Source organism: Chitinophaga sp. RCC_12, assembly GCF_041360695.1.
GTDB lineage: Bacteria > Bacteroidota > Bacteroidia > Chitinophagales > Chitinophagaceae > Chitinophaga.
The window spans coordinates 655,786-678,740 of sequence record NZ_JBFUPS010000004.1 but is presented as its reverse complement, the minus strand read 5'-3'; the positions used below and the strand labels follow the sequence as shown (position 1 = coordinate 678,740).

General features: G+C 46.7%; 16 protein-coding genes. 8 read left to right on the top strand and 8 right to left on the bottom strand.

From position 1 onward, the window contains the following. Positions 1 to 68 precede the first annotated feature (68 nt). Positions 69 to 2,009 (bottom strand): threonine--tRNA ligase, encoded by a 1,941-nt coding sequence (gene thrS, locus AB6805_RS15815; protein WP_370910396.1) that lies wholly within the window; start codon positions 2,007 to 2,009, stop codon positions 69 to 71. 615 nt (positions 2,010 to 2,624) lie between these two features. Here thrS and AB6805_RS15810 point away from each other — a divergent pair. Then, positions 2,625 to 3,068, top strand: coding sequence for a hypothetical protein (locus tag AB6805_RS15810; RefSeq protein ID WP_370910395.1), 444 nt, complete (start codon positions 2,625 to 2,627; stop codon positions 3,066 to 3,068). A gap of 77 nt (positions 3,069 to 3,145) precedes the next feature. On the opposite strand, the gene AB6805_RS15805 is transcribed toward AB6805_RS15810, so the two are convergent. Both AB6805_RS15805 and AB6805_RS15800 read right to left on the bottom strand, forming a co-directional pair. Continuing rightward, positions 3,146 to 5,470, bottom strand: coding sequence for a TonB-dependent receptor domain-containing protein (locus tag AB6805_RS15805; RefSeq protein WP_370910394.1), 2,325 nt, complete (start codon positions 5,468 to 5,470; stop codon positions 3,146 to 3,148). Between the two features lie 108 nt (positions 5,471 to 5,578). Further along, on the bottom strand, positions 5,579 to 6,169 hold the full coding sequence (locus tag AB6805_RS15800; protein ID WP_370910393.1) for a DUF3347 domain-containing protein: 591 nt from the start codon (positions 6,167 to 6,169) through the stop codon (positions 5,579 to 5,581). Positions 6,170 to 6,298: 129 nt separating this feature from the next. Here AB6805_RS15800 and AB6805_RS15795 point away from each other — a divergent pair, with 129 nt between their 5' ends. The 7 genes from AB6805_RS15795 to AB6805_RS15765 all read left to right on the top strand — a co-directional run bounded on the left by AB6805_RS15795 (position 6,299) and on the right by AB6805_RS15765 (position 17,279). After that, positions 6,299 to 8,266 (top strand): ABC-F family ATP-binding cassette domain-containing protein, encoded by a 1,968-nt coding sequence (locus tag AB6805_RS15795; protein ID WP_370910392.1) that lies wholly within the window; start codon positions 6,299 to 6,301, stop codon positions 8,264 to 8,266. A gap of 59 nt (positions 8,267 to 8,325) precedes the next feature. Beyond that, complete coding sequence (locus AB6805_RS15790; RefSeq protein WP_370910391.1) at positions 8,326 to 9,012, top strand: response regulator; 687 nt, start codon at positions 8,326 to 8,328, stop codon at positions 9,010 to 9,012. Positions 9,013 to 9,020: 8 nt separating this feature from the next. Continuing rightward, positions 9,021 to 10,391: an ATP-binding protein gene (locus AB6805_RS15785; protein WP_370910390.1), complete on the top strand. Its 1,371-nt coding sequence runs from the start codon at positions 9,021 to 9,023 to the stop codon at positions 10,389 to 10,391. Positions 10,392 to 10,473: 82 nt separating this feature from the next. After that, on the top strand, positions 10,474 to 11,751 hold the full coding sequence (locus AB6805_RS15780; protein WP_370910389.1) for a TolC family protein: 1,278 nt from the start codon (positions 10,474 to 10,476) through the stop codon (positions 11,749 to 11,751). A gap of 4 nt (positions 11,752 to 11,755) precedes the next feature. Continuing rightward, positions 11,756 to 12,847: an efflux RND transporter periplasmic adaptor subunit gene (locus tag AB6805_RS15775; RefSeq protein ID WP_370910388.1), complete on the top strand. Its 1,092-nt coding sequence runs from the start codon at positions 11,756 to 11,758 to the stop codon at positions 12,845 to 12,847. A gap of 7 nt (positions 12,848 to 12,854) precedes the next feature. Then, the gene (locus AB6805_RS15770; protein WP_370910387.1) at positions 12,855 to 14,168 is read left to right on the top strand and encodes a carbohydrate porin; all 1,314 of its coding nucleotides are present in this window, start codon (positions 12,855 to 12,857) and stop codon (positions 14,166 to 14,168) included. A 12-nt stretch (positions 14,169 to 14,180) separates the two neighbouring features. After that, positions 14,181 to 17,279, top strand: a complete 3,099-nt coding sequence (locus AB6805_RS15765; RefSeq protein ID WP_370910386.1) for an efflux RND transporter permease subunit — start codon at positions 14,181 to 14,183, stop codon at positions 17,277 to 17,279. Positions 17,280 to 17,467: 188 nt separating this feature from the next. Here the strand turns inward: AB6805_RS15765 and AB6805_RS15760 are convergent, their stop codons facing one another. The 5 genes from AB6805_RS15760 to AB6805_RS15740 all read right to left on the bottom strand — a co-directional run bounded on the left by AB6805_RS15760 (position 17,468) and on the right by AB6805_RS15740 (position 22,902). Continuing rightward, positions 17,468 to 18,484 (bottom strand): rhodanese-related sulfurtransferase, encoded by a 1,017-nt coding sequence (locus AB6805_RS15760; RefSeq protein ID WP_370910385.1) that lies wholly within the window; start codon positions 18,482 to 18,484, stop codon positions 17,468 to 17,470. A 113-nt stretch (positions 18,485 to 18,597) separates the two neighbouring features. Further along, complete coding sequence (locus tag AB6805_RS15755; RefSeq protein ID WP_370910384.1) at positions 18,598 to 18,804, bottom strand: hypothetical protein; 207 nt, start codon at positions 18,802 to 18,804, stop codon at positions 18,598 to 18,600. A 463-nt stretch (positions 18,805 to 19,267) separates the two neighbouring features. After that, a complete protein-coding gene (locus tag AB6805_RS15750) occupies positions 19,268 to 21,787 on the bottom strand; it encodes a DUF5686 and carboxypeptidase regulatory-like domain-containing protein (protein ID WP_370910383.1) in 2,520 nt (839 codons plus the stop codon). Between the two features lie 80 nt (positions 21,788 to 21,867). Then, entirely contained in the window at positions 21,868 to 22,221 is a 354-nt protein-coding gene (locus tag AB6805_RS15745) for a hypothetical protein (RefSeq protein WP_370910382.1), read from the bottom strand. 39 nt (positions 22,222 to 22,260) lie between these two features. After that, a complete protein-coding gene (locus tag AB6805_RS15740) occupies positions 22,261 to 22,902 on the bottom strand; it encodes a hypothetical protein (RefSeq protein WP_370910381.1) in 642 nt (213 codons plus the stop codon). Positions 22,903 to 22,955: the final 53 nt, after the last annotated feature.

Genomic DNA, 22,955 nt, shown 5'->3' with positions numbered 1-22,955 from the left:
GCAATTAACATACCTCAATCGAGTAATGTTCATTGTTTTATATACCTTTTTTCCACATTTATGCGATGTTACTCAATTGGCTTCCGGTTTGCTACCTCTTCGTTTATCATGGTGGTAAACTGTTCGAGTTGCATAGTTCCCAAATCACCTTTTGATTGACGACGAACGGCTACTACATTGTCGGCTGCTTCTTTTTCACCGAGTACGAGCATGTACGGAATCTTTGCCAGCTCTGCTTCCCGGATCTTCTTACCTATCTTTTCGCTTCTATCATCTATCTCAGCGCGAATTTCTGCTTTTTTTAGCAATTCTGCTACTTTTTCTGCGTAGGCCTGGCTTTTATCACTGATAGGCAGGATCTTCACCTGTGTTGGCGCTAACCACAACGGGAATTTACCGGCGCAATGTTCAATCAGCACAGCGATAAAGCGTTCCAGTGAACCAAATGGCGCACGGTGGATCATCACCGGGCGGTGTTTCTGGTTATCGGCCCCGATGTACTCCAGTTCAAAGCGTTCCGGCAGATTGTAATCCACCTGGATGGTACCCAGCTGCCATTTACGGCCCAGCGCATCCTTCACCATGAAGTCGAGTTTAGGACCATAGAACGCCGCTTCGTCGTATTCCACCACGGTGTTCAGCCCTTTTTCGGCGGCAGACTCGATAATTGCTTTTTCTGCAAGTTCCCAGTTCTCTTCGGTACCCATGTATTTACTGCGGTCCGTTTTATGACGCAGTGAAATCTGTGCAGTATACTCGGTAAAACTCAAACTGTTGAATACATACATCACCAGGTCTATCACTTTCTGGAACTCTTCCTTTACCTGGTCAGGACGGCAGAACAGGTGCGCATCATCCTGGGTAAATCCTCTTACGCGGGTAAGACCATGGAGTTCACCATGCTGCTCGTAACGGTACACGGTACCGAATTCGGCAAAGCGCACGGGTAAATCCTTGTACGACTTTGGCGATACCTTGTACAGCTCGCAGTGATGCGGGCAGTTCATAGGTTTCAGCATAAACTCCTCGCCTTCTTCCGGCGTATGGATCGGCTGAAAACTGTCTTTTCCGTATTTTTCGTAGTGACCGGAAGTCACATACAGATTTTTATTCCCGATATGCGGTGTTACTACCGGCAGGTAACCACTGGCCAGCTGGGCTTCCTGGAGGAAGCGCTGCAGGCGTTCACGCAGCATGGCGCCTTTAGGCAGCCACATAGGTAAACCCAAACCTACTTTTTCAGAGAAGGCAAACAGTTCCAGTTCCTTACCCAGTTTGCGGTGATCACGTTTCTTTGCTTCTTCTATCAGGGCCAGGTATTCGTCCAGCTCTTTCTGGTTAGGGAAAGTGATGCCATAGATGCGGGTAAGCATCTTATTTTTTTCACTGCCGCGCCAGTAAGCGCCTGCAATGCTGGTCAGCTTGATGGATTTGATAAAGCCGGTATTCGGAATATGCGGTCCGCGGCAAAGATCTGTGAATCCGCCCTGGGTATAGAAAGTAATGCTTCCATCAGGTAATTCATTGATCGTTTCTATTTTATACGGATCGCCTTTTTCAGTAAAATAAGTCAGTGCATCTGCCTTGCTTACTTCTTTGCGAATGTATTCGCTGTTGTGTTTAGACAACTCCACCATTTTTGCTTCGATCGCTTTCAGATCTTCTTCAGAAATCGTGCGGTCGCCCAAATCAATATCGTAATAGAATCCATTTTCAATTGAAGGGCCATAGCCGAGCTTTACGCCGGGGTACAGGGCTTCCAGTGCTTCGGCCATCAGATGCGCCGAGGAATGCCACATTGTTGCCTTACCATCCTTATCCACCCACGTCAGTAGCTGCAGCGTGCTATCCGTCAAAATCGGGCGTGTAGCATCCACTACCTGCCCGTTAACATTTGCTGCCAATACTTTGCGTGCCAATCCTTCGCTGATGGATTTGGCAATGTCCAATGCAGTTACTCCTGATTCATACTGACGAACTGCGCCATCCGGAAAAGTGATATTTATCATACGTTTTGCTGTTAGCACCATACTTTTTCATATGGGCTATATTTCCTTTATAAAATGTTTGCGAAGTTAAGAAATAGTTTGTTAGCTTTTAGATAACCATGTCGTTGAACTTAAGGATTTTAAAAATAAATATTTATACAGCGGTGTGAACACAGTTGAAAAATGGTTTAAATTTACATTTATAATCATAAATTATTATAAAATGATCGAAAAGTACCTTCATTTGTATGACTCGCTCGTAAAAGAATTCCACCTACCGGAAGATAAGGCAAAAGAAACCATCCGGGCGGTTTATGAAAGTTCCGGAACGCAGATCCTGGATAAAGAACGCACTATGTTATTGTCATCTCCTGAAAATATTTATAAACTCACACACAGAAATACAAAAACGTTCAAAGCGCGGCTGCTAAGTCATATCAAACGCAATTCTATCTATTACACCCAACCGATACTCTGGATGCTTTTTTTGCTTTTTGTGTTTCACTTTCTGATTCCGTATTTACTAATGATACAAGGAAAGCGCATTTGATATGTTTAAAAGAAATATCTGTAATAATTACGATATTCAAATAAAGAATAAATTAATTTCAACCCTGTAATATAAAACCATTACATATGACAATCGGAAACTTAAAACTGTACGACATCTTCCGGAAAGATCTGCATTTGCCGGACGACAAAGCGCTGGAAGTTGTAAACGCGCTGGACGATCATTATGAAAGGAGATTATCCGCAAAAATTGAACAACTGGCGACTAAAACCGAGTTGTGGGCAGTTAAAAATGAGCTCAAGCAAGAAATTCACACGCTTGCCACCCGTATGGATCTGATGGCCACCAAGGAAGAGCTGTCAGTTGTAAAAAACGGGTTAACGCTGGATATTCAAAAGGTTAAATCAGAGTTGACAACGGATATCCAAAAGGTTAAATCAGAGCTGTTGGGCACTATCCAGGATGTTAAAGCAGAACTGATCAAATCGGTACACCATGTCGCCATTGCGCAATTCATTGCTATAGTGGCTGCTTTGGTAGGAATTATCAGGTACTGCTTCATGAGGTAATCCCCTGCTATCACCCCATTTGTATGTACTATCATCTTGTTTGAATTCACGTACTATCACCCCTTTTGAATTCCTGGTTAGAACTTGAAATTATACGTCACCGACGGCAATACCGGAAACAACGACACCTGCTTCGCACTCACCTTCAACGTGCCATCTACGGCGCTCCCCTGCTGGTCAAAGTAAATGAAATAAGGATTCTTCCTGCTGTAAACGTTGTACACAGAAAATGTCCAACTGCCTTTAACACGCTTATTGGGCCGTTTAGGTACCGGGGTATATATAGCGGACAGGTCGAGCCGGTGATACGCATCCAGCCTGTACGAGTTGATGCTCCCGTAACCCTGCACCAGCGTGCCTTCTATAAAATAGAACTTTTCCGGTAGTGTAGTGGTATTACCGGTGCCATAAATAAACACACCTGACACCGTCCAGCGCTTACTCAGGTCGTAAGTGCCTACCAGGGCCAGATCATGGCGACGATCGTACTTCGCGGGATAACGGTTGCCATCATTCAACGCGGGAAATTGCCGCCACGTCCAGGCCAGTGTATAGCCCAGCCAGCCGGTAAACCGCCCTTTCTTTTTGTTTACAAATAATTCCATGCCATAGGCCTCCCCCTTTCCGAAAACAAAGTCCTGCTCCGGATCATTCAACGATGGAGTGTATCCTTCCCTGTATTCAATCTGGTTTTGCAGGCTTTTATAATACACCTCGGCAGATGCCTCATACATGTTGTTGCTGAAATTACGGAAGTACCCGGCAGAATATTGCCAGGAAATCTGGGGCTGCACCAGGTAAGTACTCGGCACCCATACATCTGTAGGCAAAGTAGTTCCCGCGTTGGATACAAGATGAATAAACTGGTAGTTTCGGGTTACGGAGGCTTTTATGGAGCTCACGTCGTTCCAGGACCATCGCAGGATGACCCGCGGCTCAAAGCCACCATGACGGGATATCGGCTGCCAGCGCCGGTACACCGTACTATCTGTTTTGTTCCCCCCTGCATCACGGGAGTAGCGGGTATAAGGTCCGATCTGCATAAACCCGCTGTAACGCACACCCACGTTCAATTGCAATCTGGGAGATATTTCCCAGTCGTCCATCAGGTACAACGCCACCTCATGGGCATATTTCTTAAACACATTCTCGGGGGAAAACCTGGTGGAATCCTGCTCCCCGCTGATAGTAGACGGCGTAAACGTGTGATAGATATAATTGCCGCCAAAACGGATATGATGCTTTACATGCGCGTAATAGTCGAAATCTGTTTTCAGGTTCATATCACTGATGCCGGAAGACAACCGGATATCGAAATTATTTTGCAGGGCGCTGAACTGAAATTTATAATCGTTGTAGATGAGAGAGGTGTTGGCAAATAACTTCTGGCTGAACACGTGATTCCAGCGCAAAGTAGCCGTGGTATTGCCCCAGGGAATCTTTACATCAAAGGAACGGTCCTGGTTATTAAAGCTGAACACATCTTTTCCAAGATAACCGCTCAGGTAAATACGGTCCCTGTCTGAAATGGCGTAGTTCATCTTTACATTCAGGTCATAGAAATAATAACCCGAACCCTTATACGAAGTATTATTGATAAATGGCTTTGTGACCAGGTCGATATAAGTGCGACGGCCGCTCACGATAAAAGAGGCTTTATCTTTTTTCAAAGGTCCCTGGAAAGATAACCGGGAAGAGATCAGCCCGATTCCCCCTTCTCCCTGGAAATTTTTATTATTCCCCTCCTTCATGGCAATATCCGCCACAGACGACAACCGGCCCCCGTAATTGGCTGGCATACCGCCTTTGATGAGCGTGGTGCTCCGGATGGCATCTGCATTAAATACAGAGAAAAAGCCAAAGAGGTGGCCTGTATTGTACACCGGCGCTTCATCTAATAGGATAAGATTCTGATCGGCCCCGCCGCCACGCACATAAAAACCGGCGTTGCCTTCACCGGCGGCCTGTACGCCCGGCATCAGCTGCAGGGCTTTGAGCACATCCACCTCCCCCATCAGTGCCGGCAATTTCTTTATCTGTACTGCGGTCAGCTCCGCCTTTCCCATCTCGGTATTTTTCACATTGGCATCCTTTCTTTTGTCGGTGATCACTACTTCCTTTGCCTGGTAAGAACGTGGGTATAGTTGCAGGTGCTGGGTGGTATTGGCATCCAGCGTCAACGCCACTGCTTTGGATTCGTAGCCGAGAAATGAATACAGGAGGATGTAATTGCCTGCCGGCAATGTGATAGAATAAAATCCGTAGTTGTTGGTATGTACACCGTTGGTGGAATGCAGCACCTGCACGGTGGCGCCGGGCAACGATTCGCCATTGGTACTGTCTTTAATAAAACCGCTTACGGTATATTGCTGCCCCGCTGCTTCATTCAAGAAACATAGCAAAAAGAAGAACAATAAAAGGGGACTATATCGTGTGAACATACCATTAAATCATGAGCAGCAAAGCGAAAGTAATTTACGATTTACTGCGCACGATCCAACGATTACTTATTATTTATAGCTCAGGCTATCTTTGGTTTCACCGCAGGTGAGCATCTTATGGCCAAAGTAAGGATTCTGTATCGCTGCTTTGTCGCTAAGCCAGTATGCGCCTTTATCATCAAATGCCATCGGGCAGTACTGGTGATAAATAGTATGACCTTTCAGGCCGGTGTTCTTCACAAGGTCGAACAGCATATCGGATACCATCTGGAAAGCGGCTCTTTTACCTTCCAGCCCTGTTTCCCCTGCCAGCCCGGTTAATTCAGCGCTTACGCTGCCGGTGATACCTGTAATGTTGGCCAGGTGACTGCTATCCATCTGTAAAAGGTTTACCGGGAGGCTGTCCACATGCCCTTTAAGGATCGCTGCAGCGGTATTGGTGGCGGTGCTATCGGCCTGTACCAGCGCATCGGAAAGCTGGTAATACGATTGCAGGACGGCGCCGAGTGAGTCGTAAAACACCTGGCTATAGGGCGCCTGTAACGCGGCGGAAGCCCCTGCTGCCGCTTCTTCCTGCTTCGGAGCGGCCTGCTGGTTGCAGGCAAACAGGGCCATACCCAGCATCAGTAAGCCAACCGGAACGCATACTTTAAAATTCATAATCTTACACTTTGTAACAAAACTAAATAAAATGAGCGGATTGTTTCTTTGGAGTACTGAATTTGAATAGGTTAAAGTCCGCATTTTTCCTTAACTTTGCACGTTTTTTATCCAATTTTTTTATTTTTTATGTTGATCGCATTACAGGACATTACGTTTGAGTTTGGGTCCAGGGTTATTCTGGAAAATTCCTCGTGGCATATAGAACCGGGAGACCGTGTAGGGCTTATCGGGTTGAATGGTACCGGCAAATCTACCCTGTTACGCATTATCAATGGGGAATATTCCATTTCCAAGGGAAGTATTAATAAAAGTAAAAGTCTGACGATTGGCTTCTTTAACCAGGACCTGCTCAGCTTTGAAACCGATGAATCTATTCTTACCGTAGGCATGATGGCCTTTGGCAAAGCACTGGAGCTGGAGAAAGATATTGAACGTATTACCCGGGAGCTGGAAGACAGCCAGACCGAAGAACTGTTGCACGAATTCAGCGACAAGCTGCATGAATTTGAAGCGCTCGACGGCTACAACATGAAACATAAAACGGCGCAGGTGCTGGAAGGCCTCGGCTTTACCACCTCCGACCTGGAGCGGCCATACAGCCAGTTTTCCGGTGGATGGCGCATGCGTGTGCTCCTGGCACGTCTTATCCTGCAGCAGCCGGACGTGCTGATGCTCGATGAGCCCACGAACCACCTGGATCTTCCCTCTATCGAATGGCTGGAAAGATACCTGGTAGGTTACAACGGCGCCGTGATTATTGTATCGCATGACCGTTTCTTCCTCGACCGTATGGTGAACAAGATTGTGGAAGTATACCAGCAGCAACTGCACCACTACGCCGGCTCTTACGCCGACTATGAAGTGGAAAAGGAACTTCGCCGGGAAATGCAGCAACGCGCTTACGAAAACCAGCAGGATTATATCCGTCAGCAGGAACGCTTTATTGAACGCTTTAAAGCCAAAGCGTCTAAAGCCGCCCAGGCACAGAGTATCGCCAAAAGGCTCGATAAACTGGAGCGGGTGGAACAAACCGATAACGGTCCTTCTAAAATCAAAATAAACTTCACAGTAGATAAAACACCTGGTAAGATCCTATGTACACTGAATAACATCAGTAAAAGCTTCGGCAAGATAGAGATCTTAAAAAACACCAGCGCTGAAATCAACCGTGGTGATAAAATAGCCTTAATCGGCGCCAATGGTAAGGGTAAGTCTACCCTGCTGCGTATCATCTTTGGTATGGAGCCGATGGAAGGTGAACGCGTACCCGGTCATAACGTGGTAACCAGCTTCTATGCACAGCACCAGCTGGAATCACTGGATATGAACAGCGAAATACTGGACGAGCTGAAGAACTTCGGCAGTGGCCGCACAGAGCTGGAATTACGCCAGCTGTTAGGCTGCTTCCTCTTTACCGGCGATGATGTATTTAAGAAGATCAAGATCCTGTCAGGAGGTGAAAAAGCCCGTGTGGCATTGGCAAAAACTATCATCAGCCAGGCGAACTTCCTGATGCTGGATGAGCCTACGAACCACCTGGACATGAACTCCGTGCAGATGCTGATAGACGCCCTGAACAAATATGATGGCAGCCTGGTACTGGTATCGCACGACCGTTACTTCGTAAGCCAGACAGCCAATAAGATCTGGGAAATCGTAGACGGCGAAATCAAGGAGTTTAAAGGCACTTACAACGAATACGAAGAGTGGAAAAAGAGAATGGCTGCCCAGCAACAAAACGGCAACGCCAAAACCACTAACAATAACGCAGATACGAAAAAAGAAAGCCGCCAGCAGGCAGCAGCCCAGGTTGCAGATGTAGGTAAAGGCGCTATCAACAAAGACGTACAGCGTGAACTGCAAAAACAACAAAAACAGTTTTCACAGGTAGAAGGCCAGGTGGCCAGCCTGAAAGAACGTAAGGCCGGCCTGGAAGCCAGCCTGGGTTCCCCAGAAATCTACAATGATAAAGCTAAATTTGCCCAGGTAGAAAGTGAATACCAGGATGTTCAGAAGTACCTGGACAGGGCCAATCAGCAATATGAGCAGTTATTTGAGAAAATAATGCAGCTGGAAGCGAACCTTATCAGTTAGTTATTTTGTTATACAGGTATCTTTCAGGATGCCTGTATAACAACACTTAAACCCTTTCTATGCAAAAGATACTGGTTGTTGAAGACGAAGTTAAAGTAGCCAATGCCGTTAAGAAAGGACTGGAGGAAAACGGTTTTGATGTGGATGTGGCCTACGACGGCCGTATGGGCAAAGGATTAGCTACCAGTAACGATTACGACCTGGTGATCCTGGACCTGAACCTGCCGCACAACAACGGCTATGAGCTGTGTGAAGTGATCCGCCACAAAAACAACCGCGTTCCCGTGATCATGCTCACCGCTCTCGGTGGCGTGGAAGACAAAATGCAGGCCTTTGAGCTGGGCGCCGACGATTACCTGGTAAAGCCCTTCGACTTCCGCGAACTGCTGGCGCGCATCCGGGTATTCCTGAAAAGAGCCGGCTCCGATGCCACGCATGGCACCCAGTACAAAATCACGATCGCCGACCTCGAAATAGACCGCGAGAAAAAAGATGTAACCCGTGGCGGTAAAAAGATTGCCCTCACCGCCAAAGAATACCAGCTGCTGGAATTCCTGGCCATGCACAAAGGCAAGGTTATCTCCAAAATCACCATCGCTGAAAAGGTATGGGATATCGACTTCGACACCGGTACCAACGTGATTGAAGTGTATATGAACTTCCTCCGCAAAAAAATAGACAAGGATTTTGATCAGAAACTCCTGCACACAAAAACAGGTATGGGTTATTATCTTTCTGAAGAATAACACACCGGTTGAAAATCAAATATAAAATAGCGCTTTATTATACCCTGTCGGCTACGCTGATGCTTGTTGCATTTGCCGTGCTGGCCTATTATTTCTCTGCCAAGTCGCGGAAGGCGGAATACCTGGAACGACTGGAATATCGCGCCCGTTCTATTGCCAACGTAATCATTGAAGATGGCAACGTAAAGGTGGACCTGCTGCGGAAGCTGGACCGGACCACCTTCCAGGATCTTTACAAAGAAACCATCCTGGTATACAATCCTAATTACGACCTGCTGTACAGCAACCTGAAAGATACTACCATCCGCACACATCCCAGTTTACTCGACTATATCAAGGAAAATAAACTGTACAGCTACGACAAAGGCGTTGGCGAAGTAGTGGGCGTGTATTATACAGAAGGTAACGTGTCCGTCATTGTCATTGTATCTTCCTTTGATAAATATGGTTTTCAAAACCTCCAGAACCTCAGCCAGATCCTGCTGCTGGAGCTCATTACTGCCGTGATAGTACTGGTGGGCGTAGGTTACTTTTTTGCACGTAAAATGGTACAGCCTATCGATCAGCTGGTACAGCAGGTAGATAGTATCAATGCCAACAACATGCAGGATACGCAGGTAGCCGTGAAAGGAAAAGATGAAATAGCCAAGCTGGGCGCCAACTTCAACACCATGCTGCAGCGTCTCAGCGAGTCGTTTCACCTGCAAAAAAGCTTTGTGAGCAATGCTTCCCATGAGCTGCGTACTCCCCTGGCGGCTATTATCAGCCAGTTACAGGTGGCATTATCCAAAGACCGGAGCAAAGAAGAATACCTGGCACTACTTACTTCTGTACTGGAAGATGCAGAAAACCTCTCCGATCTTTCCAACGGCCTGTTGCAACTGGCACAGTCGGAAATGCGGCAACAGGAATTTGTATTGACGAATGTAAGGATAGATGAGTTACTGATGGAGATGACCACCCTGATCCGGCTGAAACAAAAAACCTCCAGTAAAGTAGAGATCCATTTCATAAAGGTACCTGATAATGATTTGCTCGTGACCTGCTATGGAAACGAGAGCCTGTTGAAGGTGCTTTTCCTGAACCTGATCGATAATGCGTGTAAATTTTCAGAAAATAATACCGCGCATGTGTCGATAGATTTTTTTACGAAAAATATTCTTATACAGATAAAAGATTCCGGCATTGGCATTCCACCGGACGACATTAACAAAATATTTGAGCCCTTTTATCGTGGGCAAAATGTGCTTCAAATCCGCGGCCATGGCCTGGGTTTATCTATCTGCAAGAAAATTGTGCAGATCCATGGCGGGCATATTACCGTTACCTCCAATCCTGAAGGAGGTACTACCTTCTCCGTGATCCTGCCACACGTATAAATTTCTTTTAAGTTTTTTTTAATCTTCCTTAAAGGCCGCTTTAATTCCCCTTTGTGAGCTTTGTGCCATGAAATCTGGCATTATGCGAACTATCAGGATGCTGTTCCTAACAGCGTGTATTTACTGCCTGGGCTTTATTCAACATGCACAGGCGCAAATCACTTCTCAACCTGTAACACTGCAGGCAGTTGAAGATTCATTTCTTACAAAAAACTATTTATTACTGGCGCAACGCTACCAGGTAGACGCTTCCAAAGCGCTGATACGGCAGGCGAAGATGTGGGACAATCCTTCCTTCAGCACTGTACTGGGCTTTGGCAGCACCAATAACTTTAAACCGTTTAATGTGGGCGCCGGCGGCGAAACACAATATAACCTTGATCAGCTCATTCAGCTGGCAGGCAAACGGAATAAAACCATACAACTGGCCGCAGCTGCCGCCAAAATGAGCGAGGCTAACTTCGATGAACTGGTGCGCACTCTCCGCTTACAACTCCGGGAAAACTTCTACAATGTATACTACCAGCAACAGATTGAAACCGTGTTAAAAGAACAGCTGGATAACCTGCAGAAAATTGTAGATGCATATGTAACAGCGGATAAAAAAGGAAGCGTGGCCCATGCGGATCTCGTCAGGCTGCAGGCATTACAGGTAGGCATTGAAAACGACTTTGCCGATCTGAAACAACAGGAATTGGAATCACAGAAAAACCTACAACAGTTGTTACATACCAGCGTTTTTTATGAGGCCCGGCTGCAACCCGCAGACCTGGCTTCATATAACCTGGATAAGATCCAGCTGCAATCATTACTCGACAGCGTAGCGCAGAACAGGCCGGATGTACGGATGGCCGACATGCAGTTCCAGACCGCACAGCTCAACTACCGCCTCCAGAAATCAATGGCAGTACCGGACCTTCATGTAGGCGCCACTTACGATAAACAAGGCAGTTACACGCCTAATTTCGTTGGCCTGACGCTGGGAATTGATTTACCCACCTGGAACCGCAACCAGGGAAATATCCGTGCCGCACAACTTCAAATCGGCGCAGAACAGCAACAGCTACTGCAACAACAATCCATCGCACAATCAGAAGTATTGAATGCTTATCAGCGCATATTAGCGCTGGAAAAGCGTTACAAAGGATTTGACCTGCACCGGTTCCAGGGAGAATTTGATACCCTGATTGCTGAAGTAGCCAAGAATTTCAGCAAAGGAAATATCTCCCTTCTTCAGTTCATCGATTATTTCAATAGTTATAGCGATAACGCGAAAAATATCAACAAGTTTTTATCCAACCGGGTAAATGCCTACGAAGAACTCAACTATGCAACAGGACAAGAATTATTTAAAAATTAAGCGCATGAAACAGCCTTTCCTTTTTATTGGCTTTTCGCTGCTGGCAACTATTCTGTGGAGTGGTTGTAAACACAGCCAGGCAGAAGATCAGGAGAAAACCACCTTCGTTCTCAGCGATACCATGCTGAAAAATATCCGTATCGATACGGCACACCTGCAGCCGGTGGTGAACGAAGTTCGTTTATCCGGTAAGGTTACCCCTAATGGCGGTAAGGTATTGAAAGTATACCCACTGGTGAGCGGGTATGTGGAAGATATCAAAGTACAGCTGGGCGACTATGTACAGAAAGGCCAGGTACTGGCCGTCATACACAGTGCTGAAATTGCTGATTATGAAAAGCAGCTGGCACAGGCAAAGTCTGACCGCAACGTGGCAGACAAAAACCTTAAAGTAGCCCAGGACCTGTTCGACAGCCGTTTGAATACAGATAAAGACGTAGTAAACGCCAAGGGAGAAGTACAAAAATCTGATGCGGAAATTAACCGGCTCAACGATCTGTTTACCATATACCGCAAGGGCAAAGGCGCTACCTACCTGGTAACCGCCCCTATTTCCGGTTATATTATTGAGAAGAATATCAATAATAACATGGAGATACGTACCGATAACAGTTCCAACATTTTCACCATCTCCGAACTGGATGATGTGTGGGTGATGGCCAATGTTTTTGAAACAGATATCGCGCGTATCAAAGAAGGCTATGAAGCAGATGTGGTAACGGTAAGTTACCCTGATGAGCCCTTCCATGGCAAAATCGATAAGATCTACAATTTCCTGGACCCCGCCACCAAAACCATGCAGGTAAGGATCAGCATCGATAATAAAAATATGCTGCTGAAGCCGGAAATGTTTGCTACCGTATACGTGAAATACCAGGATAACGACCAGAAGATAGCGGTCCCTTCCGCCGCTGTCATCTTTGATAACAGCAAAAATTATGTGCTGGTATTTAAAGACAAATTTAATATAGCCGTACGCGAGGTAGAAGTGGCTAAAACATCCGGTGACATTACTTATGTCTCCTCCGGACTGGCCGCAGAAGAGAAAGTGATTTCCAAAAATCAATTGCTCATCTACGATGCACTTAAAGATTAAACGGGCCATGAAGCAGCTGTTCTCCATAGGAATACTGGCACTGGGCACTACCCGCCTGCTGGCACAGGAAAAGAAGACGGATAGTATTATCCCCTATACTTTCCATTTTCAGCAAACGCTGGTAACGCAATGGCATCCTGATTTCTCCGCGAAGTACTCAGGCGCCAACAGTTTCCGTACCCATGAAAAAGGGGCTACATCTATTACCAGTACTGTTTATGCCGGTATCCGTCCGTGGAAGGACCTTGAATTATATGTGAACCCGGAACTCGCCGGTGGTGAAGGTCTCAGCCATGCCACCGGCATTGCGGGTTTCCCGAACGGAGAAACCTTTCGCGTGGGTGATCCCAAACCGAAAATTTACCTGGCCCGGGCTTATGGCGTGTATACATTACCGTTAACGCCCAACACAGAGGCGAATGGTGATGACCTGAACCAGGTAGGTGGCACCACGCCTACCCACTATCTCCGTTTCATTGGCGGTAAATACTGCCTCGCGGATTTCTTTGATCAGAATACGTATAGTCACGATCCCCGCACCCAGTTCCTGAACTGGTCGCTGATGAGCAATGCAGCATGGGACTACCCCGCAGATGTACGCGGCTATACCATGGCGCTGACCGTTCAGTACCGGAAAGATAACTGGCTGCTACAGGCTGCGACTTCCCTGGAGCCGGAAGAAGCCAACGGACCAAAGTTGAATTACCACTACGGTAAATCCAACGGTGAGGTAATAGAAGTAACGCATACGCATACACTGAATAAACATGAAGGGAATGTCCGGTTAATGGCTTTTATTAACCAGGCTCCTATGGGCAATTATAACGAAGCGGTGAGTGCCGCAAAAGATACCCCGGACATCAGTTCGGTAAGAAGGGACGGACATACCAAATACGGATTTGGTATCAATATAGACCAGGAGCTGACCAGCAGCGGCGGCGCTTTCCTGAAAGCATCGTGGAATGATGGCCGCAATGAAACCTGGGCCTATACGGAAATAGACCGTTCCGTCAGCGCCGGATGGCTGCAAAATGGCCAGTGCTGGCACCGCAGCCAGGACAACGCCGGTGTGGCGCTGGTGGTGAACGGATTATCAGAAGCGCACCGCAACTACCTTGCTGCCGGTGGCACCGGTTTCATGATCGGCGACGGCCAGTTGAACTACGCACCGGAAATGATCGCCGAAGTTTTCTATCAATGTAACATTACCAGGCTACATATAGCCCTAAGCCCTGATTACCAGTTTGTGATGCACCCTGCCTACAACAGGGACCGCGGACCGGTAAATATCATCGGATTAAGGACCAGAGTGGCATTCTAAAGAACAGGACTTATGAATAAATTCATTAGAAATATTGTCGCTTTTTCGCTGAGGAACAAACTGTTTGTTTTTATCAGCGTAGCTACTTTGATCGCAGCAGGCGTGTTTTCCTTTTTGCATACGCCCATTGAAGCCTTCCCCGACGTTACCAACACACAGATTGTGATTGTAACCAAGTGGAATGGCCGCAGCGCGCAGGAAGTGGAACGCTTTGTAACGCTGCCCATAGAAGTATCCATGAATGCGGTGCAGAAGAAAACCAGCGTGCGCTCGGTTACCATGTTCGGATTATCTGTAGTGAAGATCATGTTCGACGATGACGTGGAAGATTTCTTTGCGCGGCAGCAGGTCAACAACATGCTGCAGAGTATCAGTTTGCCGGAAGGCGCCGAACCCGAAGTACAGCCGCCCTACGGTCCTACCGGTGAAATATTCCGGTACTACCTGAAAAGCAGCAAACGCGATTCCCGCGACCTGCTCACCTGGCAGAACTGGGTGATAGACCGGCAGATCCGGAGCGTGCCCGGTGTAGCCGATGTAGTTGCCTTCGGCGGACAGGAAAAGATCTACGAGATCTCCGCTGACCCGGTACGATTGGCTAAATACGATATTACGCCGCTGGAATTATACCAGGCAGTGACCAAAAGTAATGTAAACGTAGGCGGTGATGTGATTGAAAAGAACGGGCAGGCATACGTGGTGCGTGGTATCGGGCTGCTGAACAGCATCCCCGATATCAACAACATCATTGTTCAGAATATCAATGGCGTGCCTTTGCTGGTAAAAGACCTCGCAAATGTACATGAAGCCTCTGCCCCGCGTGTGGGCCAGGTGGGCATAGGCAGCAACGACGACCTGGTGGAAGGCATTGTGGTGATGCGCAAAGGTGAAAATCCCACAGAAGTACTCGCCCGCCTGAAAGAGAAGCTGAAGGAGCTGAATGAAACCATTTTGCCGGATGATATCAAAATGGAAACCTTTTATGACCGCGATAACCTCATGGAGTTCTGTACCCACACGGTGATGCACAACCTCGCGGAAGGGATCATTTTTGTAACGGTGATCGTATTCCTGTTCATGGCCGACTGGCGCACTACCGTGATTGTATCCATCATCATTCCGCTGGCACTGCTGTTTGCCTTTATGTGCCTGCGCATGAAGGGCATGAGCGCCAACCTGCTGTCGATGGGGGCGATTGACTTCGGTATCATCATAGACGGCGCCGTGGTGATGGTAGAAGGCATCTTCGTGATGCTGGACCATAAAGCCCACAAATTCGGCATGGAGCGGTTCAACAAAATGGCGAAGCTGGGCTGGATCAAGCAAACCGGTGGAGAACTGGCCAAAGCGATCTTCTTTTCTAAACTCATTATCATCATCTCCCTGATCCCTATATTTTCTTTCCAGAAAGTAGAAGGTAAAATGTTTTCGCCACTGGCCTGGACGCTGGGATTTGCGTTACTGGGCGCACTGCTCTTTACCTTAACACTGGTACCGGTACTGTGTTCTATCCTGCTCAATAAAAATGTGAAAGAGAAGAATAATCCACTGGTGAACTTCTTTGACCGTTTTGTAATGAGAGGGTTTGGATGGACCTACCGGAATAAACGCCTGAGCATTACGCTGGCACTGGCTTTCATGGTACTTACGTTTATTTCTGCCAAATTCCTGGGAACAGAGTTCCTTCCACAGCTGAATGAAGGCTCCCTGTGGGTAACCACGGAGTTGCCCATGAGTATGTCGCTCACGGAAAGCACTAAAATGGCGCATGATATCCGGCAGGACCTCGGCGGTTTCCCCGAAGTAAAAAGGGTGTTATCGCAGGTGGGCCGCTCCAATGATGGTACAGATCCCAACGGTTTTTACTTTATACAATACCAGGTAGACCTGGCGCCGAAAGAAGAATGGAAAAGGAAGATCACGCAGGACGAGCTGATTTCCCAGATGGAGCAACGGCTGAAGAAATATCCTGGCATCATCCTGAACTTCTCGCAACCTATCAGCGACAACGTTTCTGAAGCAGTAGCCGGGTTTAAGGCTGCCAACGGCGTAAAGATTTTCGGCGATGACCTCGTGAAGCTGGAATCGCTGTCGCAACAGGTAGTAGCGCAATTGAAAACAGTGCAGGGTATCAAGGATCTTGGCGTGATCCGGAATATTGGTCAGCCTGAAATGAGCATCAATCTCGATGATAACAAAATGGCCCAGTATGGTGTAGCCACCGGTGATGCACAGGCGGTTATTGAAATGGCCATTGGCGGTAAAACGGCTACCCAGCTGTATGAAGGCGAGAAAAAATTCGATATCCGTATCCGTTATGATGAGAACTATCGTAAAACAGAAGATGACCTGGCGAACCTGATGGTGCCTACTATCAACAACAATAAAATACCACTGAAAGAGATCGCAGAGATCAAAACCATTACAGGGCCGGCTTTCATTTACCGCGATAGTAACAAACGTTTTATCGGCGTGAAGTTCTCTGTTCGTGACCGCGACCTCGGCAGCACTATTGCAGAAGCGCAGGCGAAGATCAACCGGGTAGTGAAATTGCCGAAAGGCTATAGCATTGGCTGGACGGGTGAATTTGAAAACCAGGTGCGGGCTACGCAACGACTGGGACAGGTAGTGCCTATCAGTATCATTGCCATTTTTATGGTGTTGTTTATTATGCTGGGCAGTGTAAAGGATGCGGGGCTGGTGTTAATGAACGTGCCGTTTGCGTTGATAGGCGGTATCCTGGCATTGCATGTTACCAATATGAACTTTGGTATCTCTGCGGGGGTAGGTTTTATTGCATTGTTTGGTATCTGTATTCAGAATGGGGTGATTCTCATTTCTGTATTCCATAAGAACCTCGAAGCGAGATTATCGCTGAATGAATCGATCAGGTTAGGTGTGCAAAGCCGCATACGGCCGGTGGTAATGACCGCCATGATGGCGGCCATCGGTTTGATTCCGGCGGCCATATCACATGGTATAGGATCTGAAACACAGAAACCGCTGGCGATCGTGGTAATTGGCGGGCTTATTACCGCAACAGTATTAACCCTGCTGGTGTTCCCGATCATTTTCTATGGCGCCTATAAAAATAAGAAAGATCAGATGTGATGATGAAATTGCGTGTAGTCCTTTCATTTAGTTTGTTATAACGTGGTGGACTATACGCTTATATTTTTAGTTCGCATATAGGTTGATAGAATGGTCGTAAAAAAGAAAAGGCCGGAGTGATCCGGCCGATTCAATTTTATGGTCAACTACTCCGCCCTGCCGAGAAGAAACAACGCGGGGCGGATTTTTTATTCTACTTTTCTTCGCCGGGATTTATTGAACATAAGTCCTTTTTCCACTCCCTTTCGCAGCTCTGCCTGTTGCTCCGGTGGTAATGCGTGGGTAGTTTGGCAGGATTCACTGCAGCAGCCATCATATTTTTTCGCGCAGGATTCGCACTGGATAAACAGGAGGTGGCAGCCATCGTTAAGGCAGTTGGTATGTGTATCACAGGGCGCTCCGCACTGGTGGCAATGACTGATAATATCGTCGCTGATGCGTTCCCCGAGCCGGTCGTCGAATACAAAGTTTTTACCTTTGAACTTAATGGGAAGTCCCTGTTGCCGGGCTTTGTTGGTGTATTCAATGATACCGCCTTCCAGGTGGAATACGTTTTTAAACCCATTGTGCAGCATGTAAGCCGATGCTTTTTCACAACGGATTCCACCGGTGCAGTACATGATGATATTCTTGTCTTTTTTATCTGCGAGCATATCTACTGCCATCGGCAGCTGATCGCGGAAAGTATCTGAAGGTACTTCTATGGCGCCTTCAAAATGACCTACTTCATATTCGTAATGGTTTCTCATGTCCACGATCACGGTATCCGGATCGGCAGTAAGTTCATTGAAGGTGCTGGCATCCACATAACGGCCACGGTTGGCCATATCGAAGGTGGGGTCCTCAATTCCGTCGGCCACAATTTTATCGCGGACCTTGATTTTCAATACAAAAAAGGATTTGCCGTCATCATCCACGGCGATATTCAGCCGGATGCCATGTAGAAAGTCGATCGAGTACAACTGTTGCTTAAATGCCTCAAAGTGATGCTCAGGAACGCTCACCTGTGCATTAATGCCTTCATGGGCTACATAAATACGTCCGAAAGTACCGAGTTGGAAAAGGGATTCGTACAACTGATCACGGAATGCCTGTGGATCGGGGATTTTTGCGTACTGGTAGAAAGAAACAGTGACGCGTTTAAACGTTTCATTGGCCAGCCGGACCTTCAGTTCGGCGGCAGATACTCTATTGTGTAATGCCATAATTGCTTGAAATTTTAAGGACGCCTGCGTCGCGAACAAAACTCCAATCAACTCTCTTTAATCGTAAAAGAACAATTGATTTAGGGCGCAAAGGTAGCAAAATTCATTGAATATCAAGAATGAGAAGGGTCTGATTTCTTCGCCCACTGGTAAAGGACGTGTAAGGAAAACCAGGCTATTGCGCTGATAATGAAGATATAACCGACAAAGCCGGGGGTTCTCAGTTCTGCTGCGCCGGGCAGGTCATTTGTTTCCGTAATGTAGGCGGCTGCGGCCAGGATAATTCCCGACAACAGCGCGATGAGGGCGATCTTTCTCATACCGGTGATTCAAAGGATGACGGTTCATTTTGGCACCAACGTGTGAGTAAAATGTGCACAGCGCTTGTCCAAATATACTTACCTTACTAACGAATTAAGGCCACCAAAGGTTCACCGGAGATCTAAAAAATATTTATTTTTTTATAACTATTTGATAATTATTGTATATAACTTTGCAGATAAGTTACAACCCCGATTGGCACCCTTTTTGAAAATTGATTAAGAGAAGCAATATTGTTTAACCCGAAAATGTTATTTTATGAGTATTTACATTACCTACTTTATTTATGCAGTTGTTGGTATCTGGATCTACAGGTTACTGGCATATTTCTTTGATGAAAAGAAAGAGATAAAGAGCAGGAAGAAATTTTAGAACCGGTTTTGTGAATGATGAGATACGGGGATTTTGTTACCTGGCAAGCAATAACAGGTGGTAACAGGTCCCCGGAATCACTGTCAGTTCTTAGTTCTTAAACTTCACCATATTCCCCAGGATACCTCCAAAACCAACCCGGACGCCTATACGGGTATCTTCCTTACTCTGATAACCCGTTACCACATCTACCCTGATCATCTTCAGAATATTTTCAATACCTCCAAAAACTTCTACATAGTTATTATCGCTGTTTACATAGAATGCGTTGGCGCCAGCCACCAGGTTCCATTTCAGACGATTGAACAATGGAATTTTATTGGTGAGTAGGCCATTGAAGTGGTGTTCCACATTGGCGGTAGCATAAAACGGAGCGGTAGTACTGTACTGATAATACGGCGCCAGCTGGAAGCTGTTCAGGTATTTCATGTTATAGAAAGTCTGGTTACCATTGAAGTGCTGGTAATCGGGTATTTGCACGTTCCGGTCGTTCAGGAATCCGCCCGCGCCGATACGGTAGCGGAATTCCCCCAGCAACTTAAAGTTCATATTATCCTGAACGGAGAAACTCCATTTGTCGAAATCAACAATACTGTTTGCCACATTGGGTATCCCCTTGCTATAGCCTACTTTAAACGTCGGGTATTTGGAGCCAAAAGGGATTTTCCGGTCGGGCAATTCCACAAACTGTTGACCGGACTGGAAGGTAAAATCCACATCCAGTATTAACGCCTGGTGCTTTTCAAAGGGCACATTGGCCGGCTCATAAGGATGGTTGGGCGTAAACTGCTTACGGTCGTTTTTAAAGATTACAAAGTCGGTGGTATTTTCTACCGGGTTCCTGCTTTCATAAGTAGCGGCGAACGATAACTGGTCATTTGTCTGGAACGTACGCGCGTAGCGCAGTTTGCCAAACCAGTTTTCATAAAGCTTCATATAGTTTTCCTTCAGGAACAGGGTATAAAACTCATTGGCGATATTATCGATGGGATTGTCCTGGTTAAACTGGGAGATGCGCTTCCCTCCTGCCAGTGACCAGTCGTTGCGGCCGTAGCGCTTCTGTACTTTACTCCTGTTGCTGAAATCAATTTGCGTATAGGCATTGAAGTGAGTATTGCTCAATCCGTACCGGAGGAAAGGTGTTATCCGCAGGCTGCTTTCTTCTCCGGTATAGATGTTCAGCTCTGGCTCCACTGCAATGACCAACCCTTCCACGGTGTTATACTTCAGTGATTTCAGCAGTCCTTTTACACCGAGGGAATGATATTGTATGGAGCTGTCTCGGCGGAAATAGTACTTATGTTTTACACCGTTCCAGAGCACATCCGTTACTTTTACCGGTTTCTGTTTCCGTTGCAGGGAATCGAGGTGATAGCGGGAAAAGGAGGAGTCGCGCGCCGCTTTGGCGATGCTGTCTTTTTCGTGATAATCCTTTACCTCAGCGGTTTCCAGCGGAACCGGCCGGATGCTGTCCCAATAAGTATGTCCTTGTTTATCAAAGGCAGAATCATATTTGAGGAAGGTGTTATCAAAAAACTTAGGCGGAAATTCCGGATGTACGTTGTAATCGGTGTATACATTGACGAAGCTGCCACCCATGCGGAAGCCAAACTTATTAAATGAGATGTGCATTACCTGGTCTTTTACGCGCCAGATGTCGGCGGTAACGGGTACGTGGGTTTGGCGGATCTCCAGCGTGTCCATCAGTTCCAGCTGGTATTCACCAGTAAGGATCAGGTCTGTGCTGTGAATGCGCCAGTCGTCATCTGTAATAAAGATATATCCTGAAAACAGTGGCTCCTGTTTACGGCGGGGAATCACCTGTATTTTATTAACGGTTTTGCCTTCTTCCGTAAAGGTGCCTTCCAGGCGGTATTTATAGTAGGCCAGTGCATTTTCTGCAATGGGAGAAATATAACCCCTGGGGCCCATTTGTGTGATAACGGCGGAGACATTATTATCATAGAAGCTGATGATGGCAGGGAAGCTTAAGCCAAAGCCGCCGCCACTTTTGCGGGAAGAAATGACTTCCAGCTTTATTTTATCCGGCTGCCTTGCAGATATTTTAGTCACCGACTCCGACAGGAATATCATCCCTTTCCCGGTGCTGTCCACTCCCATGTCGTTCTTATCTATTTTCTGTCCCATGAATCTTCCTGGCACATTTTTCATCCCGATAGTCCCTTTGATATAGGACATGCAGGTATATTCTTTCACCTGTTGCTGGTAGAAATGCCGTTTCTTAATAGCTTGCCGGATGATAGCATAGGCAGGATCTTCTCCGTTGGCTTTTACTACCACTTCTTTTATCTGCATGTTAACGGGCTGCAAATGAAAGTCGAGTACCTGCGTTGAGGCGTTTACGTTAAGCGGCAGTTCCGTTCTTTTAAAACCGATATACTGGCATACCACCGTATATTGACCGGCAGGGAGATCAAGCTGGTATTGACCGGCAGCATTGGTAGTGGTGCCGGTGGTAGTTCCTTTGATGAATACGGTAGCAAATGGGAGCGGCTGATCTTTATCATCCGTAACGCGGCCTTTCACCGTAATAGCCTGGCAATAACTGGAAATGAAAATGCAAAACAGGGCAGACAGGTAGTTCTTCATATTCCAAATGTAACGGCGAACAGCTTACAGGTTATTTGAATAAGCTGTTTTATCAGAATTTTAACACCCTGGATAAGTAATCAGGCGGGCTTTTTTGCAGCACGGACAAACGCAGCAGAGCTGGCGGCGAAGCCGGCAACGAGTCCGCCGATAAAGGAACTGACTACACCCATAAGCGGTGCACTCCGCACCTTCAATATCATTTCACTCATACGGTTGGCGAGCAGGTGATCATTTCTTACATCCATATAAAAAGCCAAGATCATCCATAACACAAACACGCCCATGAACGCGCTGAAGAATGATTTACCCGGTGACAGCGGCATAAGCAGCGTTACGAGGAAAGCCACGAGCGCTACGCTCCACCAGGGCAGCACCATACCTGCTACATAAGACAGGAGAAGGATCAGGAGAAAATGGGCAAAGGATTTCATGATTCTAATATAAGTAGAAAAGTTCAAAAATGGGGAAGCTTAGTCGCAATAGGGGAATTGTTTTCTAAACCTTTTAAAGATCCTCTTGGAAAATACGAGTTGGTCCTTGACCAGGGTGATGTCGCCTACTGTCATTTCCTGTGAATAGTTCCATACTTCATCACCGGACTTCCCGTCTATTAACCGGAAGGTAAATATTTTGTTGTTTCGGTAAATTGCCTTGTTAAGCTGGGAAGCTGCCGCGTCCGCAATCAACCCTGCCATAGAGGTTGATCCTCGCATGTTCCCTACATTACCGCCGCCATAGGTCGCAGTAGTTACAATACAGGCATCCACTTTCAATCTTTTTGCAATGGCGGATATATCCAGGAAAGGCACTTTCCGCAGATCCAACCCGGCATTTCTCAAAATGGAGTCAGTTGTTTGCCAGGGTTGCACTTCTACCAGCAACCGGTTGGTGTCTGCAGTAATCGTATTATACAACGCTTCCTGCAGCTGTATTCCGTATTTTACTTCCAGTGTACGGAATGCCTGCATATTACTATCGGAAATGTTTTTGTACTCGGTAAACTTGGTCCTGCATGGCAGCACGGCAATCACCTTGTGATCGTAGTTGGTTTGTGCTGTTATAGGTAGCGGAGTGGCGCCTGTCAATAAAAGCAGCATTAATATCTTTCTCATAGGGGGATTTTTATCAAACAATAATTAACGCGAATTTTGTCTTACTCAGGATT